16 protein-coding genes are annotated in these 16,975 nt (G+C 70.5%); 10 read left to right on the top strand and 6 right to left on the bottom strand.

Annotated elements, in window-relative coordinates:
- Positions 1-399 precede the first annotated feature (399 nt).
- From hemL to ccsB, 7 genes are all read left to right on the top strand, one after another.
- Entirely contained in the window at positions 400-1,719 is a 1,320-nt protein-coding gene (gene hemL, locus EJC51_RS28040; protein WP_126273624.1) for a glutamate-1-semialdehyde 2,1-aminomutase, read from the top strand.
- Positions 1,716-2,399, top strand: coding sequence for a histidine phosphatase family protein (locus tag EJC51_RS28045; RefSeq protein ID WP_126273625.1), 684 nt, complete (start codon positions 1,716-1,718; stop codon positions 2,397-2,399). Before hemL ends, EJC51_RS28045 begins: the two co-directional genes overlap by 4 nt.
- Positions 2,400-2,510: 111 nt before the next feature.
- Entirely contained in the window at positions 2,511-3,782 is a 1,272-nt protein-coding gene (locus tag EJC51_RS28050; RefSeq protein ID WP_126273626.1) for a polysaccharide deacetylase family protein, read from the top strand.
- A gap of 66 nt (positions 3,783-3,848) precedes the next feature.
- Positions 3,849-4,481, top strand: coding sequence for a TlpA family protein disulfide reductase (locus tag EJC51_RS28055; RefSeq protein ID WP_126273627.1), 633 nt, complete (start codon positions 3,849-3,851; stop codon positions 4,479-4,481).
- A 70-nt stretch (positions 4,482-4,551) separates the two neighbouring features.
- A complete protein-coding gene (locus EJC51_RS28060) occupies positions 4,552-5,274 on the top strand; it encodes a cytochrome c biogenesis CcdA family protein (RefSeq protein WP_126277162.1) in 723 nt (240 codons plus the stop codon).
- A 3-nt stretch (positions 5,275-5,277) separates the two neighbouring features.
- A complete protein-coding gene (gene resB / locus EJC51_RS28065; RefSeq protein ID WP_126273628.1) occupies positions 5,278-6,987 on the top strand; it encodes a cytochrome c biogenesis protein ResB in 1,710 nt (569 codons plus the stop codon).
- Entirely contained in the window at positions 6,984-8,081 is a 1,098-nt protein-coding gene (gene ccsB / locus EJC51_RS28070) for a c-type cytochrome biogenesis protein CcsB (RefSeq protein WP_126273629.1), read from the top strand. Before resB ends, ccsB begins: the two co-directional genes overlap by 4 nt.
- 72 nt (positions 8,082-8,153) lie before the next feature.
- On the opposite strand, the gene EJC51_RS28075 is transcribed toward ccsB, so the two are convergent.
- Positions 8,154-9,119 (bottom strand): isopenicillin N synthase family dioxygenase, encoded by a 966-nt coding sequence (locus EJC51_RS28075; RefSeq protein WP_126273630.1) that lies wholly within the window; start codon positions 9,117-9,119, stop codon positions 8,154-8,156.
- Complete coding sequence (locus EJC51_RS28080; protein WP_126273631.1) at positions 9,112-9,561, bottom strand: nucleoside deaminase; 450 nt, start codon at positions 9,559-9,561, stop codon at positions 9,112-9,114. Before EJC51_RS28080 ends, EJC51_RS28075 begins: the two co-directional genes overlap by 8 nt.
- Before the next feature lie 118 nt (positions 9,562-9,679).
- Here EJC51_RS28080 and EJC51_RS28085 point away from each other — a divergent pair, with 118 nt between their 5' ends.
- Positions 9,680-10,969 (top strand): PucR family transcriptional regulator, encoded by a 1,290-nt coding sequence (locus EJC51_RS28085; protein ID WP_126273632.1) that lies wholly within the window; start codon positions 9,680-9,682, stop codon positions 10,967-10,969.
- Here the strand turns inward: EJC51_RS28085 and EJC51_RS28090 are convergent.
- The 3 genes from EJC51_RS28090 to EJC51_RS28100 form a co-directional block, all read right to left on the bottom strand.
- On the bottom strand, positions 10,927-11,835 hold the full coding sequence (locus tag EJC51_RS28090) for a transglutaminase-like domain-containing protein (protein WP_126273633.1): 909 nt from the start codon (positions 11,833-11,835) through the stop codon (positions 10,927-10,929). The genes EJC51_RS28085 and EJC51_RS28090 overlap by 43 nt on opposite strands.
- Positions 11,836-11,966: 131 nt before the next feature.
- Positions 11,967-13,421 (bottom strand): argininosuccinate synthase, encoded by a 1,455-nt coding sequence (argG, locus tag EJC51_RS28095; protein WP_126273634.1) that lies wholly within the window; start codon positions 13,419-13,421, stop codon positions 11,967-11,969.
- 83 nt (positions 13,422-13,504) lie between these two features.
- Complete coding sequence (locus tag EJC51_RS28100; protein ID WP_126273635.1) at positions 13,505-14,476, bottom strand: quinone oxidoreductase family protein; 972 nt, start codon at positions 14,474-14,476, stop codon at positions 13,505-13,507.
- Positions 14,477-14,585: 109 nt separating this feature from the next.
- Between EJC51_RS28100 and EJC51_RS28105 the strand changes: the two genes are divergently transcribed.
- Entirely contained in the window at positions 14,586-14,903 is a 318-nt protein-coding gene (locus EJC51_RS28105) for an ArsR/SmtB family transcription factor (RefSeq protein ID WP_126273636.1), read from the top strand.
- Positions 14,904-14,940: 37 nt separating this feature from the next.
- Positions 14,941-15,549 (top strand): hypothetical protein, encoded by a 609-nt coding sequence (locus EJC51_RS28110; RefSeq protein WP_126273637.1) that lies wholly within the window; start codon positions 14,941-14,943, stop codon positions 15,547-15,549.
- On the opposite strand, the gene EJC51_RS28115 is transcribed toward EJC51_RS28110, so the two are convergent.
- Entirely contained in the window at positions 15,531-16,937 is a 1,407-nt protein-coding gene (locus tag EJC51_RS28115) for a purine-cytosine permease family protein (protein WP_126273638.1), read from the bottom strand. The genes EJC51_RS28110 and EJC51_RS28115 overlap by 19 nt on opposite strands.
- Positions 16,938-16,975: the final 38 nt, after the last annotated feature.

The following is a 16,975-nucleotide window of genomic DNA, read 5'->3' on the forward strand; positions in this document are numbered from 1 at the left end:
CCGCTTCCGCGGCTTCCTCCGCGTCGCGTCGGTGCCTTCCCCGCCGGGCACGTCGAGGACCCAGGTCATCAGTCCCCTCGCCCAGTCCGCCACCGCGATGCATATCTCCACCCGACTGCTTTTCTAGGACGCGTGGCCCCCGCCGCGCAACCCGATCATCGTGTCAGTGACCTCCCCCACGGCCGCCCGCCGAAACGTGCGTTGAAACACCTGTCCGCAGGATCCTCACAAGGATCTTCGCGGTCCGTCGAACACCACGGGCCGTACGAGCTGTGTGTATCAGGTCCCAGTTTCGCAGATACCACCACACCTCAGCCCACGGTCGGCCGGGTGAGCTGGCCTACCCTGATGAGGAACGTCGGCAAACCGGAGTCCGAGAGGTCGGAGAAGTCGCAGGTCATGAGCGAAACGCCCTATTCATACGATGCGCCTGCCTCACAGGCCCTGTTCGACCGTGCGGCCGCCGTCACGCCAGGCGGCGTGAACTCCCCGGTGCGCGCCTTCCGCGCCGTCGGCGGCACGCCCCGGTTCATGGTGTCCGGCAAGGGTGCCTGGCTGACCGACGCCGACGGACGCGAGTACGTCGACCTCGTCTGCTCCTGGGGGCCGATGATCCTCGGGCACTCCCACCCCGACGTGATCGCCGCCGTGCAGGACGCCGTCTCGCGCGGTACGTCGTTCGGCACGCCCGGTGAGGGCGAGGTCGCGCTCGCCGAGGAGATGGTCGACCGCATCGAGCCGCTTGAGCAGGTGCGGCTCGTGTCGAGTGGGACCGAGGCGACCATGTCCGCCATCCGCCTCGCCCGCGGGTTCACCCGGCGCACCAAGGTCATCAAGTTCGCCGGGTGCTACCACGGTCACGTGGACTCGCTCCTCGCCGCCGCCGGCAGCGGGGTGGCCACGTTCGCGCTGCCCGACACCCCCGGCGTCACCGGTGCCCAGGCCGGTGACACCATCGTGCTGCCGTACAACGACCTCGAAGCCGTCCAGGAGGCCTTCCACCGGCACCCCGGCGAGATCGCCTGCGTCATCACCGAGGCCTCGCCCGGCAACATGGGCGTCGTCCCGCCGCGGCCCGGCTTCAACCAGGGACTCAAGGACGCCTGCGCCAAGAACGGCGCCCTCTTCATCTCCGACGAGGTCATGACCGGCTTCCGGACGAGCCGCGCCGGCTGGTTCGGCATCGACGGTGTCCGGCCCGACCTCATGACCTTCGGCAAGGTCATGGGCGGTGGCTTCCCCGCCGCCGCCTTCGGAGGCCGCGCCGACGTCATGGCCCACCTCGCCCCCGCCGGGCCCGTCTACCAGGCCGGCACCCTCTCCGGGAACCCGGTCGCCACCGCCGCCGGTCTCGCCCAGCTGCGACTGCTCGACGAGGCGGCGTACGACAAGGTCAACGCCGTGTCCACGCAGATCCAGTCGCTCGTCACCGAGGCGCTCGCCAAGGAGGGCGTCGCGCACCGGTTGCAGACCGCCTCCAACATGTTCTCCGTCTTCTTCACCGACCGTGAGGTGCGCGACTACGAGGACGCCAAGAAGCAGGAGTCGTTCCGCTTCACCGCGTTCTTCCACTCGATGCTGGCGCAGGGCGTCTACCTTCCGCCCTCCTCCTTCGAGTCGTGGTTCGTGTCGACCGCCCACGACGAGCAGGCGGTTCAGAAGATCGCCGACGCCCTTCCGGCGGCGGCCCGTGCGGCAGCGGAGGCCACGGCAGCATGACGAGCAACACCGACATCACCGTCGTCCACGTCATGCGGCACGGCGAGGTCGCCAACCCGGACGGCGTCCTCTACGGCCGCCTCGCCGGCTACCACCTCTCCGAGCTGGGCCGGCAGATGGCCGACCGGGTCGCCGAGCACCTGTCCTCGCGGGACGTGACGTACGTCTGCGCGTCCCCGCTGGAGCGGGCGCAGGAGACCGCGACGCCGATCGCCAAGGCGCACGGCCTCGACCTCGCGACCGACGCGCGGCTCATCGAGGCCGACAACGTCTTCCAGGGCAAGACCTTCGGCGTCGGCGACGGCGCGCTGAAGAACCCCGACAACTGGAAGCACCTCGTCAACCCCTTCAAGCCGTCGTGGGGCGAGCCGTACGTCGACCAGGTCGTCCGGATGATGGGGGCGCTGGACGCCGCCAAGGACGCGGCGCGCGGGCACGAGGCGGTGCTGGTCAGCCATCAGCTGCCGATCTGGATCGTGCGGTCGTACGTCGAGCGGCGCCGGCTGTGGCACGACCCGCGCAAGCGGCAGTGCACGCTCGCGTCCCTGACGACCTTCACGTACCAGGGCGACAAGATCGTGTCCGTGGGGTACAGCGAGCCCGCGATCGACCTGGTCCCCGCGCATCTGCGAGCGGGCGCCAAGCCGGTCAAGGGCAAGGACAAGGCCTTCGGGGCCTGAGTTCCACCTGGGGGCGTCTGTTACGCAATCGCGAAATAACAGACGGAACGTCTCCGTTCGTCCCGTCCTCTGAATGGGTGACCACCAGAGAACGTGACGAACGGAGATGCCATGCGCACTCTCACCCGCAGGGGAGCCATCGGACTCGGCGTCGGGGGTGCCGCCGCTGTCGGGCTTGCGGGGTGCGGCACTCTCACGTCGTCTGACGGGCCGAGTCCGGCATCGGGTTCCACCCCCGGCGGCAAACCGAGCAAGCCGGCCCACCAGGCGCGTCCCATCGGCGACGGCTCCACCTCGTACACCGGCAAGCAGCCCGGCCAGCCCGCCAAGCCCGAGCCGCTGGAGCCGGGGCAGACCCCGCCGCAGTTCGTCGTCTTCTCCTGGGACGGGGCGGGGGAGGTCGGCAACGGCCTCTTCCCGCGCTTCCTCGACCTCGCCAAGGAACACGGCGCGCACATGACCTTCTTCCTCTCGGGGCTGTATCTGCTGCCCGAGTCGAAGAAGCGGCTCTACGACCCGCCCAACAACCCCGTCGGCGCCTCCGACATCGGCTACCTCACCGACGAGCACGTCAAGGCCACCCTCACCAACGTCCGCCGCGCCTGGCTCGAAGGGCACGAGATCGGCACCCACTTCAACGGCCACTTCTGCGGCGGCTACGGCAGCGTCGGCAACTGGACGCCGAAGCAGTGGCGCAGCGAGATCGACCAGGCGAAGGCCTTCGTGAAGGAGTGGCGCACCAACACCGGGTGGACCGATCTGCCGGCGCTTCCCTTCGACTACGACAAGGAACTCGTCGGGGGCCGTACGCCGTGCCTCCTCGGGCAGGACAACCTGCTGCCCACCGCGAAGGAACTCGGCTGGCGCTACGACGCCTCCTCGCCCGGCGGACGGCAGGTGTGGCCGCAGAAGAAGGGCGGGCTGTGGGATCTGCCGCTCCAGCAGATCCCGTTCCCCGGGCGCAGCTTCGAGGTCCTCTCGATGGACTACAACATGCTCGCCAACCAGTCGATCAACTCCACCAACGCGCCCAGCTACCACTACCCGGCCTGGCGCAAGCAGTCCGCCGAGGCGTACATATCCGGCTTCAAGCGGGCATACGAGACGAACCGCGCCCCGTTCTTCATCGGCAACCACTTCGAGCACTGGAACGGCGGCATCTACATGGACGCCGTCGAGCAGGCGCTGAAGCACATCGCCGCGGAGAAGGAGAAGGGCGAGGACGTACGCCTCGTCTCCTTCCGGCAGTTCGTCGACTGGATGGACGTGCAGAAGCCCGAGGTGCTGGAGAAGCTGCGCGGGCTGGATGTGGGGCAGGCGCCCGCCGGGGGCTGGGCTTCGTACCTGAAGGACATGGAGAAGAGCTCTGTAAACGCCGCCTGATATGCGGGTTTCCGCCCGCAAGGGGGGTGCGCAAGATCCCCAGAACGGGCATGCGAAACTTTTCACATGAGTGCCGCCAGCAGCGCTTTCCAGCGCCCGAACCGCACCGAGCGCACCCGCCGTCGCGCCGTCCTGCTGACCGCGACAGCCGCGGCCGCCGCGCTGACCCTCACCGCGTGCAGCTCCGGCGGAGTGTCGGGGGGTGGCGGCGACACCAACTTCGTGACCGGCAACAACGGCGTCGACACCGTCGCCGAGGGCAAGCGGAGCGCGGCGCCCGTGCTGTCCGGCGAGACCATCGACGGCAAGCAGCTGTCCACCGCCGACTACAAGGGCAAGATCCTCGTCGTCAACGTCTGGGGCTCCTGGTGCTCGCCCTGCCGGGCCGAGGCCAAGAACCTCCAGAGCGTCTACGAGAAGGTCAAGGGCCAGGGCGTCGAGTTCGTCGGCCTCAACACCCGCGACGCCAGCACCACCCTCGCGAAGTCCTTCGAGAAGGAGTTCGGGATCACCTACCCGAGCCTCTTCGACCCGACCGGCAAGCAGATGCTCCGGTTCAAGAAGGGCACGCTCAACCCGCAGCTGATCCCCTCCACGCTCGTCATCGACCGCGACGGCAAGATCGCCGCCCGCGCGCTCCAGGCGCTGAGCGAGGACACCCTGCTCGGCATGATCAAGCCCGTCCTCGCGGAGAAGTGACGTGAGCGCAGCCGTCACCGTCACCGGAGTGACCACGCTCGCCGCCGGGGTGGGGCAGAACGACACCGTGATGAGCGGCGCCCTGCTGCTCGCCCTGCCGATCGCCCTGCTCGGCGGGCTCGTCTCCTTCTTCTCCCCCTGCGTCCTGCCGCTGGTCCCCGGCTACCTGTCCTACGTCACCGGCGTCAGCGGCACCGATCTCGCCGAGGCCCGGCGCGGACGGATGGCCGCCGGTGCCTCCCTGTTCGTCCTCGGCTTCACCGTCGTGTTCGTCTCCGGCGGGGCGCTGTTCGGCTACTTCGGACAGACCCTCCAGGAGGAGCGGGACGTCCTGTCCAAGGTGCTGGGCGTCCTCATGATCCTCATGGGTGTGTTCTTCATGGGCATGATGCCCTGGCTCACCCAGCGCGAGTTCCGCTTCCACACCAGGCCCGCCACCGGACTCGCCGGCGCCCCCCTCCTCGGCGCCCTGTTCGGCATCGGCTGGACGCCCTGCATCGGACCGACCCTGTCCTCGGTGCAGACGCTCGCCATGCAGGACGGCAGCGCCCTGCGCGGCGCCATACTGACCGTCGCCTACTGCCTCGGCCTCGGTGTTCCCTTCGTGCTCGCTGCCGTAGCCTTCCGCAAGGCGCTCGGCGCCTTCGCCTGGGTCAAGCAGCACTACGTCTGGGTGATGCGCATCGGCGGCACGATGATGATCCTGACCGGTGTCCTGCTGCTGACCGGCGCGTGGGACAGCATCGTGCAGGAGATGCAGGCCTGGTCCAACGGCTTCACTGTGGGGATCTGATCGATGAGCAAGACGACACCCGACGCGACCCGGACCCCGCCCGCCGGTGACGAGGACCTCGGCGCCGCCGGCTCCCAGCTGTCCACCGCCCCCGAGGACACCCTGAACATGCCCTCCCTGGGCGTCCTCGGCTGGGCCCGCTGGTTCTGGCGGCAGCTGACCTCCATGCGGGTCGCGCTGCTGCTGCTCCTGCTGCTGTCGCTCGGCGCGATCCCCGGCTCGCTGATCCCGCAGTCCGGGACCGACGAGACGAAGGTCGCCGACTTCCGCAAGGCCAACCCGACGCTCGGCGACCTCTACGACAAGCTCGGCCTCTTCCACGTCTACAGCTCGGTGTGGTTCTCCGCGATCTACATCCTGCTGTTCGTCTCCCTCATCGGCTGCATCATCCCGCGCACCTGGCAGTTCGTCGGCCAGCTCCGCGGCCGCCCGCCGGGCGCGCCCAAGCGCCTGACCCGGCTGCCCGCCTACACCACCTGGCGCACCGAGACCGAGCCCGAGCAGGTCCGCGAGGCCGCCCTCGCCCTCCTCAAGAAGCGCCGCTTCCGCGCCCACCTCGCCGGTGACGCCGTCGCCGCCGAGAAGGGCTATCTGCGTGAGGTCGGCAACCTCGCCTTCCACATCGCCCTCATCGTGATGCTGATCGCCTTCGCCTGGGGTCAGCTGTTCAAGATGGAGGGCAACAAGCTGATCGTCGAGGGCGGCGGGTTCTCCAACACCCTCACCCAGTACGACGACTTCAAGTCCGGCAGCCTCTTCACCGCGGACGACCTGGACCCGTTCAGCTTCAACCTGAAGGACTTCCAGGGCACCTACGAGAAGTCCGGCCCCAACCGCGGCACCGCGCGCACCTTCCAGGCCGACGTCACCTACAGCGTGGGCGCGTACGGCAAGAGCAAGAAGACGATCATCAAGGTCAACGAGCCGCTGGAGATCGGTGACTCGAAGGTCTATCTGACCGCCCACGGCTACGCGCCCGTCATCACGGTCCGCGACGGCAAGGGCAACGTCGTCTACCACGACGCCGTGCCGCTGCTGCCGCTGGACGCCAACATCACCTCCTCCGGTGTCGTCAAGGTCATGGACGGCTACCGCGACCCCAAGGGCGCGCGGCAGCAGCTGGGCTTCGAGGCCTTCTTCCTGCCCACCTACACCCCGGGCAACGAGGTGTCCTCCACCTTCCCCGCACTGGGCAACCCGGTGCTGAACCTGGCCGGGTACTACGGCGACCTCGGCGTCGACTCCGGTGTCCCGCAGAGCGTCTACCAGCTCGACAAGACGCACCTGAAGGCGTTCAAGGACGGCAAGGGCCAGCAGCGGGAGAACCTGCGGCCAGGCCAGACCATGAAGCTCCCGAACGGTGCCGGCTCGATCACCTACGAGTCCACCGAGGAGTGGGCCAACTTCCAGGTCACCCGCCAGCCCGGCAGCGGCTGGGCACTGGCCGGTTCCATCGCCGCGATCTTCGGCCTCGCCGGCTCCCTGTTCATCCAGCGCCGCCGCGTGTGGGTGCGGGCGGTCAAGGGCGACGACGGCATCACGGTCGTGGAGATGGCCGGCCTCGGCCGCAGCGAGTCCGCGAAGGTGCCCGAGGAACTCGGGGCACTCGCCGAAACCCTCTACGACCAGGCCCCCGGGGCCCCCGAACCGGACGAAGACTCCACCGACACCCCCGACCCCCAAGTCGTACCTGCCGAAAGGCTCGAGAAGTGACTCTCGCCGCCGCGACGGATCTGGCCGCCGCCACCAACGAACATCTCGCGAACCTCAGCAACACGCTGATCTACTCCGCGATGGCCGTCTACACGCTGGCCTTCTTCGCCTACATCACCGAATGGATCTTCGGCAGCCGCAGCAAGATCGGTCGCACGGCCGCCGCGCTGACGGCCGACCCGGCGGAGCGCACGGCACCGGCGGTCACGGTGAAGAAGGGCGGCTCCACCGCCGTACTGGAGCGGCCGAAGGTCGTCGTCCGGGCGGCCGCCGGGCAGCGGGACGTGCCGGACGGGCCCGGGGCGCACGGTGGGGACGAGCAGGGTGACCTCTACGGGCGTATCGCCGTGTCCCTCACGGTGCTCGCGTTCCTCATCGAGCTCGGCGGGGTCATCGCCCGCGCGGCCTCGGTGGAGCGGGCGCCCTGGGGCAACATGTACGAGTTCAACATCACCTTCTCCACGGTGGCCGTCGGCGTGTACCTCTCGCTGCTGGCGCTGAAGAAGAACGTGCGCTGGATGGGCCTGTTCCTCATCACCTCGGTCCTCCTCGATCTCGGTATCGCCGTCACCGTCTTGTACACCGCCAGCGACCAGTTGGTTCCCGCTCTGCACTCGTACTGGCTGTACATCCACGTCTCCACGGCGATCCTGTGCGGCGCGGTCTTCTACGTGGGCGCGGTCACCACGATCCTGTACCTGTTCAAGGACTCCTACGAGAGCAAGCTCGCGGCCGGTGGCAAGCCCGGCAAGTTCGCCACGTCGTTCCTGGAGCGCCTGCCCGCCTCGTCCTCGCTCGACAAGTTCTCCTACCGCGTCAACGCGGCGGTCTTCCCGCTGTGGACGTTCACGATCATCGCGGGCGCCATCTGGGCCGGTGACGCGTGGGGCCGCTACTGGGGCTGGGACCCCAAGGAGACCTGGGCCTTCATCACCTGGGTCGCCTACGCCTGTTACCTGCACGCCCGCGCCACGGCCGGCTGGAAGGGCCGCAAGGCCGCCTACCTGGCCCTGCTCGCCTTCGGCTGCTGGCTGTTCAACTACTACGGGGTGAACATCTTCGTCTCCGGCAAGCACTCGTACGCGGGCGTGTAACGCGCTTGAGCCGAGGGCCGGTTCCCGTGACTCAGGTCATAGGGACCGGCCCTCGGTGCGGGGACCGGGTGCTCAGTCGACCGTGATCGAGTCCAGCTGGGCCCGCAGATACACATGCGAGTCCACCGGCTCGTACGCCACCCGTCCGATCGGTGCCGGGACCGACTCCACCCGGGTGCCCGGGGTGCACTCGCCGAAGTAGACCAGGGACATGAGCTCCTCGGCGGGCGCGTCCGCGGGCGGCGGGAGGACGCGGTGCCGGCCGGAGCGCCAGCGGTCGCCCGTCCAGCGGGCCATCAGGTCACCGATGTTGATGGTGAAGGCGGCCGGGTCGAAGGGCGCGTCCTCCCAGCCCCCGGCGTCCGTCCAGACCTGCAACCCGCCCTTCCCCGCCTGCCGGTCGAGGATCGTCACCGTGCCGAAGTCGGTGTGCGGGCCGATGCGGAACTGGCCGGGTTCCGGCTCGCCGACGACCTCGGTCCCCGGGTACCAGTTGATGTTGAAGCCGTAGGTCGGGTGGTCCATGTGCCGGGAGAAGAAGTCCGGTTCCAGGCCGAGGGCCTCGCCGAGCAGTTCGAGCAGCGCCTTCTCCAGGTCGGCCATCTTCCCCAGGTACTCCTCGCACAGCGTCCGCAGCTCGGGCACCTCCTCGGGCCAGACGTTCGGCGCGTACCACTCCGCGTTGACGACCGGGTCCTCGAAGGGCTCGTGGGTCGCGAAGGTGAGGGACTCCTTGAGGTCCGGCGGGGTCTCGGTGCCCTCGGAGTAACCGTTGGCCTCCGCTCCGGGGCCGAGCCAGCCGCGGCCGCCGACCTTCGCCTCGTACGCCTGCTTGACGTCGGCGGGCAGCCGGAAGAAGGTACGCGCGGCCTCGCGGATGGCCGCCCGCAGGGCCGGGTCGACGCCATGGCCGGTGACCAGCAGGAAGCCGGCCGTCTGGAGGGCCTCGTCCACCGTGCGGGCGATTCCGGCGCGGGTCTCGGGGTCACCGTCGAGCCAGGGCCCGAGGTCGATCGTGGGGATACGGGGGTCAGACACCGATGTCCTCGTTCCAGAGAGCCGGGTTCTTGTCGATGAAGTCGCGCATCATCGCGATGCACTCGGGGTCGTCCAGGAGCACGATCTCCACGCCGTGCTCGGCCAGCCAGTCGTGTCCGCCGTGGAAGGTGGCCGCCTCGCCGACCACCACCCGCGAGATGCCGAACTGCCGGACCAGGCCGGAGCAGTACCAGCAGGGAGAGAGGGTCGTGACCATCGTCGTGCCCCGGTAGGTGCGCTGTCTGCCCGCCGCGCGGAACGCCGCCGTCTCCGCGTGCGTCGACGGGTCGTCGTCCTGGACGCGCCGGTTGTGGCCCCGGCCGAGGAGGGTGCCGTCGGCGCCGTAGAGCGCGGCGCCGATCGGGATGCCGCCCTCGGCGAGACCGGCGCGGGCCTCGGCGACGGCGGTCGCCAGCCAGGTATGTGCCTGAACCTGATCCATACGTCCACTCTGCTGTGGCCGAAACACGAGGGCAACGTGCGGAAAGTACTCTCCGGGCAGCCCGCGGCCGGACGAACTGTCGGGCGGCCCACAGCCGGACCACTGTCGGGAGGCGCGCATGCCCGCACTCACGCTCCGCGAGATCCTCGCCCTCGACCCCGTCCGCGCCACCGAACCCGAGCTGCTCGCGGGCGCCGGGGGGCTCGACCGGCCGGTGCGCTGGGTGCACTCCAGCGAGGTCTACGAGGGCGCCAACTTCCTCGACGGCGGCGAGCTGCTGCTCACCAACGGCTTCGGGCTCATGGACGCCGACGAGGAGGTGCGCCGCCGGTACGTCCGGGAGGTCGCGGCGCGGGGCGCGGCCGGGCTCGCGGTGGAGGTCGGACGGTCGCTGCCCGCCATGCCCGCCGAGGTCACCGACGAGGCCCGCCGCCTGGGCCTGCCGCTGCTCGCCCTGCGCCGGGTGGTGCCCTTCGTCCGGATCACGGAGGCCGCCAACCGGGCCATCGTGGCCCGTGGACTGTCGGGGCGCACGGTCGTCCGGCCCTGGGGCGACGACCACACGGCCGCCCTGCTCGCCGACCTCGCCGACCGGGCGGCGCTGAACCAGCCCGAGGTCGAGGCACGGGCGGCCCTCGCGGGCTTCCACCCCGGCCCCGGCGCCCGGCTGCTCGGGGTGTCGGTGCACGGGGCCCGGGAGACGGCGGTGGTGGACCGGGCGGTACGGCAGCTCGGCGGGGCCGGGGTGTTGCGCGCGGTGTTCCCGGCGGACGTCCTGGCGCTGCTCGCGCTGCCCGGCACCCGGTCCGGCGACCCGGTGCGGGCCGTCCAGGACGCCTTCCGGGCCGTCGCCGAACCCGGGTCCACGGTCGCCGTGGGGCACGCGGTCGCCGCGGGCGGCGGCTGGCTGCGCTGGAGCGACACGCTGCGGGCGGCCCGTACGACGCTGGAGCTGGCCCTGACCGTGCCGCCCGCCGAACCATCCGCCCCCGACGGCCCCTCGGTCACATCGTCGAGGGCCCTGGCCCTGGAGCGGGAGCTGACCCGGGGCGGTGTGGACGCCAACCGGGAACGCCTCGCGGGGATGGTCCAGGCCGCCCTGGGCCCGCTCCTGGAGTGGGAGGCGGTCCATGCCAGCGACCTGGTACGGACGTTGGAGGTCCACCTCCGCAACGGCTGCTCCCCGACCCGCACCGCGGCCCTGCTGCACATCGGCCGGCAGTCCCTCTACCAACGTCTGGAGCGGATCGAGTCGTTGCTGGGGCTGGAGGTCGGCGACCCGGATCTGCTGGGCGAGTTGCTGGCGGCGGCGTGTGCGCACCGGGTGGTCCGGGGGCGGGCGGGGGAGCGGCCGGTGGCCGTGGTTCAGCGCAGGGTGACGGCGCTCGGGCCGTTGAAGGGGGCGTAGCAGGTCACCGTCGGCGGGGTGCGCAGGACGTCGTCCGCGGCGAACAGCGCACGGGCGGCGGCGAACGAGACGGTACCGCTGACGACGGGGGCGACACGGTCGTAGAACACCCGCGACTCCTGCGGCAGCGGGGTGCCGGGCTCGCCCTCGTCCTCGCCCCACACGTCCCACAGCAGGGTCTCGACCTTGTTGAGCGCGGCGAGGTCCAGACGGATGTTGCCGGCGACGAAGCGCTCGCCGTGGAAGGGTCCCTCCGCGGGCGGGTGGAGGCCGAACCGCCGCTCGTCGGCGCCCTGTTCACGGATCCGCCGCCAGGCCTCGCCGGCGACGAGGAAGCGGTCGCGCGGGATGTCCGTCGGGTCGAAGTCGACGGGGTGGTGGGCGGGGTCGGCGAGTTGGGGATCGGCGAGGAGCCAGGCGCCGCGGTCCTCGTCCCAGTACTCGGTGACGACGTGGTCGACGTGGAAGCCGTCGCTGCGGAAGTAGTCGGCGAACCCTGAGCGGGTGCGGGCCGGGATGCCGTGGTGGCGCAGGAAGGAGGTGTGGAGGAGGGCGAAGTCCCGGCAGGTGCCCACGAAACGGTCGGCGGGGGCGCGGCGTTCGGCGAGCGGGGCCGGGTCGCGGTCGGCGAGAATCCGCAGGATGTCGTCGACGTAGCGGGTCTCGGCGTCGTTGTGGAGCCGGTCGGTCGGGTGGCGGTGGCCGAACATGGCGTCCTCGCCGCGGTGGATCAGCAGGTCGCGGGAGATGCGGGAGAGTCGGGCCGGGTCGGCCGGTAAGTCCGTGTACAGGGCGCTCAGTTCGCCCGGGTCGGAGAACGTGCTCTGGGTGGCGTAGAAGGCGAGCGCCTCCTGGGTCTCAGGCATGACCGGACAGTGCCAAAATTCGGCACAAAATGTCCAGACGCCGTGAAGGCCGGCCCCCTTTCGGAGACCGGCCTTCACGCCTTCACGCCTTCAAGGCCTTCGAGGCCTTCAAGGCCTTCGAGCGCTGTGCGTCAGTCCGTGCCGGACTCCATCGCCGCGCGGTCCAGCAGGGCCTCGTCCTCGGAGACCTCGCCGCGGGAGGCGATGGCCTCGGCGCCGCCCTCGGGGAGCTCCGGCATGGTGCCGATGAGGCCGGTCGCGGCGGCCTGGGAGGCGCCGATGGTGGGGCTGCCGGTGCCGATCAGGCCGAGGCCGACGTACTGCTCCAGCTTGGCGCGGGAGTCGGCGATGTCGAGGTTGCGCATGGTCAGCTGGCCGATGCGGTCGACGGGGCCGAAGGCCGAGTCCTCGGTGCGCTCCATGGAGAGCTTGTCCGGGTGGTACGAGAACGCCGGGCCGGTGGTGTCGAGGATCGAGTAGTCCTCGCCGCGCCGCAGCCGGAGGGTGACCTCGCCGGTGATCGCGGCGCCGACCCAGCGCTGGAGCGACTCGCGGATCATCAGCGCCTGCGGGTCCAGCCAGCGGCCCTCGTACATCAGGCGGCCGAGCCGACGGCCCTCGATGTGGTACTGGGCGAGGGTGTCCTCGTTGTGGACGGCGTTGACGAGACGCTCGTACGCGGCGTGCAGGAGGGCCATGCCCGGGGCCTCGTAGATGCCGCGGCTCTTGGCCTCGATGATCCGGTTCTCGATCTGGTCGGACATGCCCAGGCCGTGGCGGCCGCCGATGGCGTTGGCCTCCATGACGAGGTCGACCGCCGTGGCGAACTCCTTGCCGTTGATCGTGACCGGCCGGCCCTGCTCGAAGCCGATCGTCACGTCCTCGGTGGCGATCTCGACCGACGGGTCCCAGAACTTGACGCCCATGATCGGGTCGACCGTCTCAAGACCGGTGTTCAGGTGCTCCAGGGTCTTCGCCTCGTGCGTGGCGCCCCAGATGTTGGCGTCGGTGGAGTACGCCTTCTCGGTCGAGTCCCGGTAGGGCAGGCCGTGGGCGACCAGCCACTCCGACATCTCCTTGCGGCCACCGAGCTCGGTGACGAAGTCCGCGTCCAGCCAGGGCTTGTAGATGCGCAGGTGCGGGTTGGCGAGCAGGCCGTAGCGGTAGAACCGCTCGATGTCGTTGCCCTTGAAGGTCGAGCCGTCGCCCCAGATCTGGACGTCGTCCTCCAGCATCGCCCGCACCAGCAGCGTGCCGGTGACGGCACGGCCCAGCGGCGTGGTGTTGAAGTACGCGCGCCCACCGGAACGGATGTGGAACGCGCCGCACGTCAGCGCCGCCAGGCCCTCCTCGACCAGCGCCGCACGGCAGTCGACCAGGCGCGCGATCTCGGCGCCGTAGGTCTTGGCACGGCCGGGCACCGAGGCGATGTCGGGCTCGTCGTACTGGCCGATGTCGGCGGTGTAGGTGCAGGGGACGCTGCCCTTGTCGCGCATCCACGCGACCGCGACGGAGGTGTCGAGGCCGCCCGAGAAGGCGATGCCGACGCGCTCGCCGACGGGGAGGGAGGTGAGGACCTTGGACATAGGAAGATTATGCATGGCGATGCATGGTCATGCAAACCCCGTGCTGGAGTGGTCCCCGTCACCCTCCCCGTCGCCCCGCCCGCTCAGCCGCCGACCCTCAGCAGCAGCTTCCCCGTGCTCGTCCGCGTCCCCATCAGCCGGTGGGCCTCCGCCGCCTCCGCCAGGCCGAACTCGGCCGTGACCGGCAGGCTGACCGTCCCGTCGACGACCTTCGCGAACGCCCGCTCGGCCAGTGCCCGGAGTTCGGCCGGGGCGGTCTGGGCCAGGGTGAGGATGGAGAAGCCGCCGACCGTGACGCCGTGCGGATACAGCTCGGGCTGCCCCACGCTCCACGCCTTCGCCCCGCTCGCGTTGCCGAAGGAGACCAGGCGCCCGAAGACGGCGAGCGAGGCGAGGCCGGCGCGCAGGGTGTCGCCGCCGACCGGGTCCAGGACGAGGTCGACCCCGCGGCCGTCCGTCGCCGCCCGCACCGGCTTCTCGAAGTCGCCGACGAAGACCTCGTCGTACCCGTACTCCCGCGCGTAGTCGGCCTTCGCGGCGCTCGACACCACGCCGTACACCGTGCCGCCCGCGGCCTTCGCCAGCTGCCCGAGCACCGTGCCGACACCGCCCGCCGCGCCCTGTACCAGCACGGTCTCGCCGGGCTGGAGCCGGCCCACGGAGTGGACCAGCGCGTACGCCGTCGGCAGCACCGTCGGCAAGGTCGCGGCCGTGCGCAGGCCGACGCCGGCCGGGACCGGGAAGACGGTCGTCGCGTCCGCCACGGCCACGTCCGCGTAGGCGCCGCCCTCGGTCAGCGCGGTGACCTCCTGGCCGACGGTCAGGCCGGTGACCCCCTCGCCCAGCGCCCGGACCCGCCCGGAGACCTCCAGGCCGGGCACGAACGGCAGCCGCGGCACCCGGTACCCCGTCTCCCGTGCCTTGAGGTCGGCGAAGTTGATCCCGGCGTACGCCACGTCGACGCTCACCTGCCCGGGGCCGGGCTCGGGCGCCTCCGCCTCGACGACCTTGAGGACCTCGGGACCGCCGTACTCCTGGAACTCGATCGCGCGCATGCCGCACACCCCGTTCTGGACCGCTCAGACTGTTCAATGAGAAGCGAACACTCGCCACTGTATGGTTTTCATCGAACACTCGGCAAGTGGTCACGAACGGGAGGACACCATGGCGAGTCACCGTGCCGCCCCCGAGCACACCCACCCCGACGACGTCCCGGTGCTCACCGCGCTCGCCGCCCTCGCCGATCCCGTACGGGCCCAGCTGGTGCGGGAGTTGGCCGCCTCCGAGGACTGGTCGCGCAGCTGCGGCACCTTCGACGTGCCCGTGGGCAAGGCGGCCAAGAGCCATCACTTCACGGTGCTGCGCGCGGCCGGGCTCGTGGAGCAGCGCGACGAGGGACCCCGGCGGGTCAACCGGCTGCGGCGGGAGGAGTTCGACGCCCGGTTCCCGGGGCTGCTGGACCTGGTGCTGCGGGGCGACTGAGGGCGAACCTCCGCGCCCGCTCCCGCGTCACAGTCACATGAGGAACCGCAGCTGGATCATGGCGGCCGTGGCCACCGCCGGTGTGGTGGTGGGGGCGGCCCTGTACGTGGACGCGTCGGAGACCGGGCACGCGGACGTGGACGTCGCCGCGAGCATCTCCCCGTCGCCCCCGGCCGAGGACTGGTGCGTCGGCACCCGGACGAGCCCCGCGGACGGCGACGCCCCCGACGACAGCCCCCTCAACCGCACCCTCGCCCGCATCGACAAGCTCGCCGCCGGCAGATACGCCGACGTCTACACCGGCATGGGCGTCGACGAGGACGCGGACGCCGCCGACGTCTGGCGCATCCCCTCCTACGACTTCGACACGGCCGCCTGCGACGCCGCCGAGGAGGGCGTGAAGCTGCGGCTGCACCCCGCCGACGTCGATCGCCGGACCCTCGACGCCCTCGCCGAACGGATCAGCGAGGACATGACCCGCTGGGACGGCACGTTCCAGCTGCGTGAAGTCGGGGTCGACGAGCGCGGGTTCGTGCGGGTCGGCGTCGACGACCCGAAGAAGGCCGAACCCCTCGTCGAGAAGGAGTTCGGCCCCCGGTACATCGAGGTGGAGTACGTCGACCAGGCCTACGCGGCCGAGCGCTGAGGCGCCTTCGCGCGCCGCAGCACCGCGTACAGCCCCGCGCTCACCACGAACCCGACCAGGCAGGTGATGTCCCCGAACGACGGCCACTTCTCCGGCACCCATCCCACGTACTTCTCCTGGTTGGAGAAGAGCGGCACGGACACCGCGACGCCGATCAACAGGGCCGCCAGTCCCGGCCAGTTGGTGAGAGAACGGTCGCTCAGGCGGGCCGTCAGCTCCTCGTCCGTGGCCGTACGGGACTGGAGCCACCGCTCCACCAGGACGACACCCAGCCACGGTGCCACCCAGTACGCGATCACCAGCAGGAACGCCTCGTACGCCGACCCCGCGTCGTCGAGCGAGGCCCACGCCGCCGCCGTACCGGCCACACCGGACACCACGACCAGCACGCTACGGCTCAGCCACGTCGGGAGCTTCAGGCCGAAGGAGGCGATGGAGATCGCGCCCGAGTAGATGTTGAGGGCGTTCGCCGAGATGGCGCCGAGGATGATGGCGATGAGCACCAAGTCACCCAGCCAGCCCGGGAGATGACCGGTGAAGGCCGCCGTCGGGGTGGCGTCCTTCGGTGCCACGATGGTCGCCGAGGCCGCGCCGATGACCGCCACGAGGGCGACGGACACGAACAGGCCGACCGCCGGGTAGACGATCGTCTTCAGCTTGTCCGCGGAGCGCGGCAGGTAGCGCGAGTAGTCCGACGCGTACGGGTTCCAGCCGGCCGCGTAGCCCCAGGCCGCGCTGAACGCGAGCAGGAACCCGCCGATGCCGCCGCCCGTGCCGCCGCCGCCGAGGTCCGCGTCCTTGAAGGTCCACACACCGGCGAGAAGGAAGATCACGGCGAGTGCGGGGAACGCGTACTTCTCGAAGGTGTGGACGAAGTTGTGGCCGATGAAGCCGATCACGATCTCGGCCACGACCACGAGCAGCAGGGAAGGCAGCGGACGCAGCCCGGTCAGCGTGTTCAGGGCGAAGGCCGCGCTCACGCTGTTCACCGCGAACCAGCCCACGCCCGCGATCAGGCCGTTGGCCGCGGACGGCAGGATGTTGCCGAAGTAGCCGAAGGAGAACCGGCCGATCACCATCTGCGGGACGCCGAAGCGCGGACCGTCCAGGGAGAGGAAGCCCTGGGTGATCGCGCCGACGGCGGTGCCGAGGACGATGGCCGCGGTCGCCTCCCAGAAGCTCAGGCCGAAGAACAGCACCGAGATCACACCGATGAAGACGGTCGCGAACTCGATGTTCGGGGAGGCCCAGGTCCACAGCAGTTGGAGCGGCGAGCCATGGCGCTCGGCGTCCGGGATGGGCTCGGAGCCCGCCGTCTCGACGGCGATGACCTTGTCACCGTATGCGGGGGTGAGGGTGCCGGAGGAGTCGGCGGGAGCAGTCGTCATGCGAGGTAAGTGTCCGGCTCCGGCGGCCCGCCCGACAG

The sequence above is a fragment of the Streptomyces aquilus genome (assembly GCF_003955715.1).
In the GTDB taxonomy this organism is placed as follows: Bacteria; Actinomycetota; Actinomycetes; order Streptomycetales; family Streptomycetaceae; genus Streptomyces; species Streptomyces aquilus.